This is a genomic window from Bradyrhizobium sp. MI1.10 (assembly GCF_055811035.1).
Genome location: NZ_JBVVPN010000060.1, coordinates 23,574 through 35,097, shown reverse-complemented (window position 1 = coordinate 35,097; position 11,524 = coordinate 23,574). Strand labels below are relative to the sequence as shown.

Below are 11,524 nucleotides of genomic sequence, written 5' to 3'. Positions count from 1 at the left end.
GTGGGGGGGGGGTCGGCGGGCGGGGCCGGGGGGGGGGGGGGGGGGGGGGTGGGCGCGCGCGGGCGGCCCCCCCCCCCCCCGCGGCGCGCGCCCCCCCCCCCCCCTGCCGGTGCCGGCGCGCGGCGAAGTCGGCTTCGACCATGTCAGCTTCGCCTATCCGGCGCGGCGCGACGTCAATGTGCTCGATGCGGTGTCGTTTACCGTGCGCCCCGGCGAGAAGGTCGCGATCGTCGGTCCGTCCGGCGCGGGCAAGAGCACGATCTTCCATCTGCTGTTGCGCTTCTATGATCCGCGCAGCGGCGCGATCTCGCTCGACGGCGTGCCGGTCAAATCCGCCGATCCGCGTGAATTCCGCTCCCGCATCGCGCTGGTGCCGCAGGAATCCAACGTGTTCGCGGCCAGCGCCCGCGACAACATCCGCTTCGGCCGGCCCGATGCCACCGACGCCGAGGTCGAGCGTGCCGCCGAGCTCGCGCACGCCGCCGAATTCATCCGCCGCCTGCCCGAAGGTTTCGACACGCCGCTTGGTGAGCGCGGCGTGACGCTATCAGGCGGCCAGCGCCAGCGCATCGCGATCGCGCGTGCCATCCTGCGCGATGCGCCGCTGTTGCTGCTGGATGAAGCCACTTCCGCGCTCGATGCCGAAAGCGAGACGCTGGTGCAGACCGCACTGGAAGAGCTGATGCGCCACCGCACCACGCTCGTGATCGCGCACCGCCTCGCCACCGTCTTGTCGTGCGACCGCATCCTGGTGATGGACCAGCGCAGAATCGTCGAGCAGGGCACGCATGCGGAGCTCGTGGCCGCGAACGGGCTTTATGCAAGGCTGGCGAGGTTGCAGTTCGAGGGGGCGTGAGGCGAGGGCGCTCGGAACGCCGCCCCACTCAAGGTGTCATCACCCGCGAAAGCGGGTGATCCAGTACTCCGAGACGGAAGTGATCAACCGATAAGCCGCGGCGTACTGGATTCCCCGCCTTCGCGGGGAATGACAGCGGAGGTTTTGGAAGCCGCTTCGCGCCACATCGGCTTCCTCGAACAGCACGAGCGGATCTTCCGCATCGCAAGATTGGTCGGGCTGTGTGCTTTGCCGGTGCTGCGACTGCGCTCGGACCAGCGAACCAGGCGGCTTCGTTTCCGCTGGCTTGCCCTTGTCGGACGCGAAGGGGACGGAGTGCCCGCCTCATCGAGGCCCGCTGCTAGGCCAGTATGAGACATCGGAGGCGGCGATGTGGTATCCGAAATCAATGCATGGAGCCAAGCCTCGTGACTTGTGTTCTCAGACCGCCAACAGTTGAGGAGCTACCTACGCTCTCGGCCTTGTGCCTTAGATCGAAAGCTGTATGGGGCTACGGCAACGACTTCATGGAGGCCTGTCGGAGCGAACTCACCATCGAAGCATGCGAACTCCAATCCAGTTCAATTGCAGTGGCGGAAGAGAACGGCAAGATCGTCGGCGTCGCCCAAGTCAGGGTCACTGGAAGCTGGGCTGATTTGTTGAAGTTGTTCGTCGAGCCGACGATGCTTCGCGGTGGCTTGGGAATGAAGTTGTTTCATTGGGCTGCCAGCGAAGCAACAGCGATGGGTGCTCACCGCATGGCGATCGAGGCCGACCCAGATGCCGCGCCATTCTATCGACGCATGGGGGCGAAGGACTCCGGCTTTGCTCCGTCCGGCTCGATACCTGGCAGAATGCTTCCCAAGCTGATCAAGGAGCTGGGATCGATGTGAAATCGCTCGGCCTTCGGTGGCCCCGAACGGTTGGTCACGACGTTCGCGCTCAGGGTAGACGGGACTTGGCCGCTCGACCGACAAACCGCGCTCACCGCCCTTAGCGGACACCAGCCTCACACGGCTCCTTAACTGAAGTGCCGTCGTGATTTGGAAACGTGCATGATTGTTCTCATCTGCCCAATCGTGTTCATCCTCCTCATCCTGTTCGCCATTCGACAGCAGAAGCGCGGCCTTGCGGGATGGAAAGCGGCCCTGCTTGTTGTCGCAGGTAGCGGCGTCATTGTTTTCATGAGTTTCGGCTTGCTCATCGTAGGCTTCCGCAACTTCGGATAGGCGCAGCCCGCGCCCTGAGCCGCGTGCATGAACCTTGCAGTTCCCCCAGATGTGGCGCCTAATCAGGTATCGCCGGCCAAAGGCTCGTCCGTAGGCGTCGGTGCCTGAGAGATGATTTGTGCTCCCGCCTCAACGGGAGTGCGCCTCATGGCCCAGCCGTACAGCAAAGAGACCCTCGAGCTTTTGGAGCGGGCGCAGCGAGCGATCGATGAGTCGATCCGGCTCCGCGAAGACAGCCACCGCGCGCTCCGCCAGGCTGAAAGCTGGCATTTCGATCTTGAGCTCCGCTTGAGCCGAGAGCGCCTCGCGGCGAGTTACGCGACAGCGCCGCTCATCGACACTTCGGCGACAGCGCCGGCACATTCGGCCACGGCCAATTCTTCCAGCTCCCGTCCTCATCAACGCAGGCCGATGGCTCAAGGCCATGCGTCGGAGCACTCGTCGTCTTGACCGGCGTGGCGAGGCGTTGGTCGACATAGCTCGTCGAGACATATCCGGCGACGATGACGCCGAGCAGGACCGAAGATCCCTTGGCCAGATCGCTCAGTTTCATCGGTCATCTCCATCCGCTTGCCGGCGCAACTTCCGGGCACAACGACTAGCCGACGTCCCGGGATCCCGGCGTGACGGGCGTCACGCGCCCCAGAATCTAAGGTTGCCATTCCATCTTCAGCACCGGCCGGCCCGAGGTCGGGTTCACCTCGTCGCCGGCATGGGCAAAGCCGTTGCGCTCGTAGAAGCGGATGGCGCGGCTGTTGTCCTTGTTGACGAGCAGCGTCACGCCTGTCGGCGACAGGCGCTTGGCCTCGTCGACCAGCAGCCGCGCCGCGTCCGAGCCCCAATGCGCGGGATCGACCACGAGCTGGTCGAGATAGCCGTCGCCGTCGATGGTGACGAAGCCGGTCAGCGCGCCGTCCTGCTCCGCGACCACGATGGAGGCTTTCGGCACCAGGTCCCTACGCCAGCGTTCGCGCCACCAGTCCAGGCGCGTGGCGAAGTCGATCTGCGGATAGGCCTGCTGCCAGGTGCGATGCCAGAGGTCGATCGAGGCGGCCTCGTCCTCGGGAAGGTAAGGTCGGAGGTGGAGGGCGCTCACTACCGCTCCGTCAGCTTCAGCTCGATGCGGCGGTTGCGCTTGTAGGCTTCCTCGGTGTTGGCGGTGTCGAGCGGCTGGAATTCGCCGAAGCCGGCGGCGACGAGGCGCTGGGCGGGCACGCCGAGCGAGATCAGGTACTGCACCACCGAGATCGAGCGGGCGGCCGAGAGGTCCCAGTTCGACTTGAAGTTCGGCCCGTTGACCGGGCGCACGTCGGTGTGACCGTCGACGCGCAGCACCCAGGGGATCTCGTTCGGGATCTTCTTGTCGAGGTCGATCAGCGCGGTCGCCAAAGTGTCGAGCTCGGCGCGGCCTTCGGGCAGCAGCACCGCCTGTCCGGTGTCGAAGAACACTTCGGACTGGAACACGAAGCGGTCGCCGACGATGCGGATGTCGGGGCGGTTGCCGAGGATGGCGCGCAGGCGGCCGAAGAATTCCGAGCGGTAGCGCGACAATTCCTGCACGCGCTGCGCCAGGGCGACATTCAGGCGAGAGCCCAGATCGGCGATTCGATTTTGCGATTCCTTGTCGCGCTTCTCGGAGACGTCGAGCGCTTCCTCCAGCGCCGCCAATTGCCGTCGCAGCGCGCTGATCTGCTGGTTCAGCACCTCGATCTGCGCCAGCGCACGGGCCGAAACCGCCTTCTCGGAGTCCAGCGCCTTGCCAAGCTCGGAGGATTTGCCTTGCGCGTCGTTGCCGGCGGCCGCCAGCCCCTCATAGAGGCCCTTGATGCGGTCGCGCTCGCTTTCCGCCGAAGCGAGGCCGGCTTTCAGCGACGAGACCTGGTCGTCCAGCGTGAGCTTGCCGAGCTTCTCCAGCGACAGCAGCTCGTTGAGCTGCGCGATCTTGGCGTTGAGCTGCTCCAGCGCCTTGTCCTTGCCGGTGACCTCCTGCGACAGGAAGAACTGCACCACCAGGAACACCGACAGCAGGAACACGATCGACAGCACCAGCGTCGACAGCGCGTCGACGAAACCGGGCCAATAGTTGAAGGAGGTATCGCCGCGGCGGCCGCGCGCCAGTGCCATGTCGCTAACCCTTCTCGGGCTGACGCGCGATGCGCTCCAGCAGGCGCCGGATCTCGCGGTTCTGCTCGCCCTGGCCGTCGGCCCATTCGCGGATCATCTGCTGCTCGGTCCGCATATGCGAGACCAGCGCCTGGATGGCTTCGGCGAGGCTCGCCATCGCCGCGGTGGTGCCGCGGCTGCCGCTGCCTTCCTCGAGCACCGTGCGCAAGCGCTCGACGACGGCCTGAAGCTCGCCGCTGGCAATGCCGCCACCGCCACCGGAGGCGACCGCCACTTCGCCGCTGCCATATTCGCGGACGGTGGTGGCAAGCCAGTCTTCGAGATCGGTGTAGAAACGGTTCTGCGCCTGGCTCGATTGCAGGTCGAGGAAGCCCAGGATCAGCGAGCCGGCGAGACCGAACAGCGAGCTCGAAAACGAGATGCCCATGCCGCCGAGCGGGGCGGCCAGCCCCTCCTTCAGCGTGTCGAACAGGGCGCCGGAATCGCCCCCGACCTTGAGCCCGTCGATCACCTTGCCGACCGAGCCGACCGTCTCGATCAGGCCCCAGAAGGTGCCGAGCAGGCCGAGGAAGACCAGCAGCCCTGTCATGTAGCGGGAGATGTCGCGGGCCTCGTCGAGGCGGGTCGCGATCGAATCGAGCAGGTGCCGCATGGTGGTCTGGGTGATCGACATCCGCCCGGTGCGCTCGCCGCCGAGGATCATCGCCATCGGCGCCAGCAGCTTGGGGTGGCGGGCGGGCGCAAGGCCGGGGTCGGCGATGCGGAAATTGTTGACCCAGGACACTTCGGGATACAGCCGGATCACCTGGCGGAAGGCCAGGATGATGCCGATGAACAGCACGCCGCCGATCAGCGCATTGAGCCCGGGATTGGCGAAGAAGGCCTGGATGATCTGCTTGTAGAGCACCACCCCCACCAGGGTGCAGAGCACCAGGAAGACCAGCATCCGCACCAGGAAGACGCTGGGCGAGGATAGCTTGGTATATTCGATGTCGAGGGAGGAGCGGGGCGAGGCGCCTGGCGGCATGGCCGGTATCATCCGTTAACTTGCTTGCGGGGCGCACTATGGCACAGCGCCCGCCCAAAAAAAGCGCCGGATGCGCCGATTTCGGGGAGAGCTGGGGAACCCAAAGCTGAAACCGGGCTTTGGTAAGGACATACTTTCCAAATCGTCGGCATTCCACAGGTTCAGTTCGCACTTTTCCCCTTGGCGCCCAAGACTTGCCGTCCAAGATCTGCCGCCCAAAGACGGAGTCGTCGCATGAGCGTCGTGTCCGCGATCATCGGGACTGCCGAACGGGTGCCTTTGCCTGATGTCGTGATCCGCGCGGCGATCCAGCGCCTGTGCTCGCGCACGGTGACGCGGCTGTCCGCGCTAGGCGGGGCGGATGATGCCGCCTTCGCCGGGCGGATGATGCTGCGGCCGATCGCCGAGGACGCGGATGCCGGGCACGAGGGGGTGCCAGCTTCGTTCTTTGCGAAGGTGCTCGGTCCCAACCGCAAATACTCCTGCTGCTTCTACAAGACCGGCGCGACCACCTTGCGGGAGGCCGAGGAGGAGGCGCTGCGCCAGACCGCCGAGCATGCCGCTCTCGCCGACGGCCAGACCATCCTCGAGCTCGGCTGCGGCTGGGGCTCGCTGTCGCTGTGGATGGCGCGGCAGTTTCCGCACGCCAAGGTCACCGCGGTGTCGAGCTCACAGGCGCAGCGCGCCCATATCGAGGAAGAGGCGCGGCTGCGCGGTCTCCTCAACCTGCGCGTGATCTGCGCGGACATCAACGTGTTCGCGCCCGATGGGCAATTCGACCGCATCGTCTCGGTCGAGATGTTCGAGCATGTGATGAACTGGCGCAAGCTGATGACGCGCCTGCGCGCGTGGCTCGCGCCGGAGGGGCGGTTCTTCATGCACATCGTCGCCCATCGCTCCGGCTCTCACCTGTTCGACCGGGCCGATCGCGACGACTGGATCGCGCAGCGCGTCTCCACGGGCGGGCTGATGCCGAGCCATCACCTCGTCAGGCAATTCGACGATATCTTCACCGTGGAGAAGGAATGGTGCTGGAGCGGCACGCATTATCAGCGCACGGCCAACGACTGGCTCGCCAATTTCGACACGCATCGCTGTTACATCGAGGCGGCCTTGCGCAACGTCCATGGCGAGGAGACCGGCCTGCGGATGCGACGCTGGCGCTGGTTCTTTCTCGCGACCTCGGGCCTGTTCGGCTATGCCGATGGCAACGAATGGGGCGTCAGCCACTACCGGATGAGGGCGGCGGGATAATTGCGATGTTCCGTCGCAGCACGCGGCGGTGGAACCGGACTCACAATCGGGTGAGGCGCGAAAAGCGTACTGAAGTCAGCACCATAGACCGTGTGACATTGGGCCGCCCGCAAGGTGCGTTGCGTCGCAGCACGTCCCCTCTATTTTGGCGGCATCAGCCGCGTGTCATGGCCCAGAACGGGCCTCGCGCGGACCGTGATCAGTTTCAACAACATCGGGGCACTTAACTTCATGTCAGGACTTCGCGCGCGATCGGCATGCGTTGCAATGATGCTCGCGGCCTTTACGCCGCTGTTGGCAGGCTGCGACGAATCCAGTTCCGCCATTTCAGCCGCCCAGCCCAACGACCCCGACGTCAGCATCGTCATCGTCAAGCCGCAGCCGCGCGCCGTTGTGCGCGAGCTGCCGGGCCGCATTGCGCCGACGCGCGTCTCCGACGTGCGGCCGCGCGTGTCCGGCATCGTGGTCGAGCGTCTGTTCCGACAGGGCAGCGAGGTGAAGGCCGGTGATCCGCTGTACCGTATCGATCCGCGTCCGTTCGAGGTCGAGGTGATGGCCAACGATGCCGCGGTCGCCAAGGCCGAGGCCGCGTTGATGCAGTCGCAGCAGCAGGCGCGCCGCATCGCCACGCTCACCAGCCAGCGCGCCGCGCCCGAAGCCGAGAACGAGAAGGCGATCGCGGCCGAGCGCCAGGCTCATGCCGAGGTCGAGGGCCGCAAGGCCGATCTCGCGCGCGCCAAGCTCAATCTCGACTATGCCACCGTACGCGCGCCGATCGACGGCGTCGTCGGTGCTGCCCTGGTCAGCGAGGGCGCGCTCGCGGTCCAGAACGAGACCAATCTGGCCACGATCCAGCAGCTCGATCCGATCTATGCGGATTTCACCCAGTCGGTGAACGAGCTCAACCAGCTCCGCCGCGCCTTCGAGAGCGGTGACCTCGAGCGCATCGCGCCTGACGCCGCCAAGGTGCATCTCGTGCTCGACGACAACACGCTCTACTCGCTCGACGGCAAGTTGCTGTTTTCGGATGCCAAGGTCGACGCCAATACCGGTCAGGTGACCTTGCGCGGTGAGTTCCGCAATCCCAAACGCGAATTGCTGCCGGGCATGTATGTCCGCGTCCGCATCGACCAGGGTCTCGATAGCGACGCGATCGCGGTGCCGCAGCAGGCGATCCAGCGCAATGGCGGCGGCGGCAGCGAGGTGTTCGTCGTCAAGGACGACAATCGCATCGCGGTACAGCCGGTGCGCACCGGCTCGGTGCAGGACGGAACCTGGTTCGTCACCGACGGCCTGAAGGCCGGCGACAAGGTCGTGGTCGAAGGCTTCCAGAAGTTCGCCGCCGGCGACAGGGTCAAGCCGCAATCCTGGTCGGAAGCGGATGCGACTGCCGATAACCGGCACGCCCAGAAGCTGATGCGGTAACGTTCGGGCGTCGCGACTGTCTTGATCCCTCATCCTGAGGAGCCCGCAAAGCGGGCGTCTCGAAGGATGGCCACGGGCGAGAGCCGGGCCTTCATGGTTCGAGACGCGCTTCGCGCTCCTCACCATGAGGGACTAGTGAAACAACGAGGTTAAAAGCGGTAATGGCGAGCTTCTTCATTGACAGGCCGATCTTCGCCTGGGTGGTCGCGCTGTTCATCTGTCTGGTCGGCGCAATTTCGATTCCGCTGTTGCCGATCGCGCAGTATCCGATCATTGCGCCGCCCTCGATTTCGATCTCGACCAGCTATCCCGGCGCCTCGCCCGAAAACCTCTACAACAGCGTCACGCGGCTGATCGAGGAGGAGCTCAACGGCGCCTCCGGCATCCTCAATTTCGAATCGACCAGCGACTCGCTCGGCCAGGTTGAGATCATCGCCAATTTCGTGCCGGGCACCGATACCAGCGCCGCCTCGGTCGAGGTGCAGAACCGCATCAAGCGCGTCGAGGCGCGGCTGCCGCGCGCGGTGATCCAGCAGGGCATTCTGATCGAGGAAGCCTCCAGCGCGGTGCTCCAGATCATCACGCTGAACTCGACCGACGGCAGCCTGGACGAGGTCGGGCTGGGCGACTTCATGATCCGTAACGTGCTCGGCGAGATCCGCCGCATCCCCGGCGTCGGCCGCGCCACGCTGTATTCGACCGAACGCAGCCTGCGCGTCTGGGTCGATCCGGCCAAGCTGGTCGGCTATGGCCTGACCGCCGACGACGTCAACAAGGCCATTGCCGCGCAGAACGCGCAGGTCGCTTCCGGCAGCATCGGCGCCGAACCGTCGACCTCGACCCAGCGCACCTCCGCGCTGGTGCTGGTCAAGGGCCAGCTCTCGTCCCCGGATGAATTCGGCACCATCATCCTGCGCGCCAATGCCGACGGCTCGACCGTGCGGCTGCGCGATGTCGCGCGCATCGAGGTCGGCGGCCTGAGCTACCAGTTCAACACCCGTCTCGACGGCAAGCCGACTGCCGGTCTTTCCGTGCTGATGTCGCCGACCGGCAATGCGCTGGCGACCGCAAGCGCCGTCGAAGAGAAGATGAAGGAGCTGTCTCGCTTCTTCCCGGCCAATATCGGCTACGAAATTCCCTACAACATCACGCCCGTGGTCGAGGCCTCGATCAAGAAGGTGCTGTCGACGCTGGTCGAAGCCATCGTGCTGGTGTTCGTGGTGATGTTCCTGTTCCTGCAGAACATCCGCTACACCATCATCCCGACCATCGTGGTGCCGGTGGCGCTCTTGGGCGCCTGTACCACGCTGCTGCTCGCCGGCTACTCCATCAACATGCTCTCGATGTTCGGCATGGTGCTCGCGGTCGGCATCCTCGTCGACGATGCCATCGTCGTGGTCGAGAACGTCGAGCGCATCATGGCGGAGGAGGGGCTGCCGCCGAAGGAAGCGACGCGCAAAGCGATGTCGCAGATCACCGGGGCCATCATCGGCATCACGCTGGTGCTGATGGCCGTGTTCGTGCCGATGGCGTTCTTCCCGGGCTCAGTCGGCATCATCTACCGCCAGTTCTCCGTGACCATGGTCGCCGCGATCGGCTTCTCCGCCTTCCTGGCACTGTCGCTGACGCCGGCGCTGTGTGCGACGCTGCTCAAGCCCGTCGCTGCCGGCCACGGTCACGCCAAGAAGGGCGTGTTCGGCTGGTTCAACCGGATGCTCGAGGGCGGCAAGGAGGGCTATTCCCGCACCGTCGGTTTCTCGCTGAAGCGCACCGGCCGCTTGATGCTGGTCTATGTCGCGCTGCTCGCCGGCCTGTCCTGGGCCTTCGTCAATCTGCCCGGCGGCTTCCTGCCCGTCGACGACCAGGGCTTCGTCACCACCGACGTGCAGACGCCGTCGGATTCGTCCTATGGCCGGACCGAGGCGGTGATCGAGAAAGTGGAAAAATACCTGGCGCAGCGGCCGGGCGTCGACAACGTCACCTTCCTCACCGGCTTCAGCTTCTCCGGCCAGGGCATGAACACCGCGCAGGCCTTCATCACCCTGAAGGACTGGTCGGAGCGCGGGCCGAAGGATTCGGCTGCCGCAATCGTCACCGACATCAACCGCGATCTCGGGGCGTCGATCCGCGACGCAAAAATCTCGGCGCTGCAGCCGCCGCCGATCGACAATCTCGGCAACTCCTCGGGCTTCTCATTCCGGCTCCAGGACCGCGGCCAGAAGGGTTATCCGGCCTTGATGCGCGCCGCCGATCAGTTGATCGCGGAGGCCAATGCAAGCGCCGTACTTCAGAAGGTCTATGTCGAAGGCCTGCCCGAGGCCGGCGTGGTCAATCTCGTGATCGACCGGGAAAAGGCCGGCGCCTTCGGCGTCACCTTCGAGGACATCAACAACACGATCTCGACCAATCTCGGCTCGAACTACATCAACGACTTCCCGAACCGCGGCCGCATGCAGCGCGTCGTGGTGCAGGCCGATGCCCGCGACCGCATGCGGACCGAGGACATCCTCAACTACAACGTCAAGAACAGCCGCGGCCAGCTCGTGCCGTTCTCGTCCTTTGCCACCGTGGAATGGGCGCGCGGACCGACGCAGATCGCCGGCTTCAACTATTATCCGGCAGTGCGCATCTCGGGCGAGGCGAAACCCGGCTTCACCTCGGGTGATGCCATCGCCGAGATGGAACGGCTCGCAGGCAAGCTGCCGCGCGGCTTCGGCTATGAATGGACCGGGCAGTCGCTGCAGGAGAAGCTGTCGGGCTCGCAGGCGCCGTTCCTGCTCGGGCTTTCGGTATTCGTGGTGTTCCTGTGTCTCGCCGCGCTGTACGAGAGCTGGACCATTCCGCTGGCGGTGCTACTCACCGTGCCGCTCGGCATCGTCGGCGCGGTGGTCGCGGCGATGCTGCGCGGCCTGCCCAACGACGTCTATTTCACCGTCGGCCTGATCACCATCATTGGTCTCGCCGCGAAGGACGCGATCCTCATCATCGAGTTCGCCAAGGATCTGCGGAAAGAAGGCAAGCCGCTGGTGGACGCCACCATCGAGGCCTGCCGCCTGCGCTTCCGCCCGATCCTGATGACCGGCCTCGCCTTCATCTGCGGCGTGCTGCCGATGGCCATCGCCCATGGCGCCGGCGGCGCCAGCCAGCAGGCACTCGGCAGCATCGTGATGGGCGGCATGATCGCGGTGGTGATCCTGGCGCTGCTGATGGTCCCGGTGTTCTTCGTCTCGGTGCAACGCGTGCTGGGCGGGGATCGGGAGAAGGTGGCGAAGGAGGCCGAGATGTATGGGCCGCCCGCGCCGGCAAGGGCCGGCCACTGAACGGCCGGGAAATCGCATATGGCGCGCACGTGCGGCGGCATCGGCAGTGGGCTCCCTCTCCCGCTTGCGGGGGAGGGCTGGGCTGGGAGTGTCTCCGCGTCGGGATTGTCGAGCATTGCGGAGGATGCCCCCGTGTGGTGAGAGCCCTCACCCGCCGCGCGCGGGACGATGCTTTGCATCGCCCCGGGGCGAGTCGGCCTCTCCCGCAAGCGGGAGAGGCGGAGCAAGCCGCGTGGTCCTCTTGTACCATATGCGATTGCCCTGACTGAACGCCGGATCCGTCGGCTTGCTTTCTTGGAGGCCTCAATCC

General features: G+C 65.5%; 10 protein-coding genes. 6 read left to right on the top strand and 4 right to left on the bottom strand.

The genetic code is table 11. From position 1 onward, the window contains the following. The 3 genes from AC0L3K_RS36295 to AC0L3K_RS36285 form a co-directional block, all read left to right on the top strand. The coding region (locus AC0L3K_RS36295; protein WP_473367855.1) for an ATP-binding cassette domain-containing protein at window positions 1-856 on the top strand (856 nt) is incomplete at its 5' end. 506 nt (window positions 857-1,362) lie between these two features. Then, a complete protein-coding gene (locus AC0L3K_RS36290) occupies window positions 1,363-1,728 on the top strand; it encodes a GNAT family N-acetyltransferase (protein ID WP_157158624.1) in 366 nt (121 codons plus the stop codon). A gap of 162 nt (window positions 1,729-1,890) precedes the next feature. Continuing rightward, complete coding sequence (locus AC0L3K_RS36285) at window positions 1,891-2,064, top strand: hypothetical protein (RefSeq protein WP_473367854.1); 174 nt, start codon at window positions 1,891-1,893, stop codon at window positions 2,062-2,064. A gap of 331 nt (window positions 2,065-2,395) precedes the next feature. Here the strand turns inward: AC0L3K_RS36285 and AC0L3K_RS36280 are convergent, their stop codons facing one another. From AC0L3K_RS36280 to AC0L3K_RS36265, 4 genes are all read right to left on the bottom strand, one after another. After that, entirely contained in the window at window positions 2,396-2,617 is a 222-nt protein-coding gene (locus tag AC0L3K_RS36280; protein WP_007599912.1) for a hypothetical protein, read from the bottom strand. Window positions 2,618-2,713: 96 nt separating this feature from the next. Further along, window positions 2,714-3,160 (bottom strand): GNAT family N-acetyltransferase, encoded by a 447-nt coding sequence (locus tag AC0L3K_RS36275; protein WP_473367853.1) that lies wholly within the window; start codon window positions 3,158-3,160, stop codon window positions 2,714-2,716. Further along, the gene (locus AC0L3K_RS36270; protein WP_018454615.1) at window positions 3,160-4,188 is read right to left on the bottom strand and encodes a peptidoglycan -binding protein; all 1,029 of its coding nucleotides are present in this window, start codon (window positions 4,186-4,188) and stop codon (window positions 3,160-3,162) included. Before AC0L3K_RS36270 ends, AC0L3K_RS36275 begins: the two co-directional genes overlap by 1 nt. Before the next feature lie 4 nt (window positions 4,189-4,192). Then, window positions 4,193-5,215: a flagellar motor protein MotA gene (locus AC0L3K_RS36265; protein WP_473367852.1), complete on the bottom strand. Its 1,023-nt coding sequence runs from the start codon at window positions 5,213-5,215 to the stop codon at window positions 4,193-4,195. Window positions 5,216-5,449: 234 nt separating this feature from the next. Here AC0L3K_RS36265 and AC0L3K_RS36260 point away from each other — a divergent pair, with 234 nt between their 5' ends. From AC0L3K_RS36260 to AC0L3K_RS36250, 3 genes are all read left to right on the top strand, one after another. Next, entirely contained in the window at window positions 5,450-6,469 is a 1,020-nt protein-coding gene (locus AC0L3K_RS36260) for an SAM-dependent methyltransferase (RefSeq protein WP_473367851.1), read from the top strand. A gap of 231 nt (window positions 6,470-6,700) precedes the next feature. Then, window positions 6,701-7,894 carry an efflux RND transporter periplasmic adaptor subunit gene (locus tag AC0L3K_RS36255; RefSeq protein ID WP_473367850.1) on the top strand — a complete coding sequence of 398 codons (1,194 nt, stop codon included), beginning with the start codon at window positions 6,701-6,703 and terminating at the stop codon, window positions 7,892-7,894. A gap of 161 nt (window positions 7,895-8,055) precedes the next feature. Further along, on the top strand, window positions 8,056-11,214 hold the full coding sequence (locus AC0L3K_RS36250; RefSeq protein ID WP_473367849.1) for a multidrug efflux RND transporter permease subunit: 3,159 nt from the start codon (window positions 8,056-8,058) through the stop codon (window positions 11,212-11,214). The last annotated feature ends 310 nt before the right edge of the window (window positions 11,215-11,524 follow it).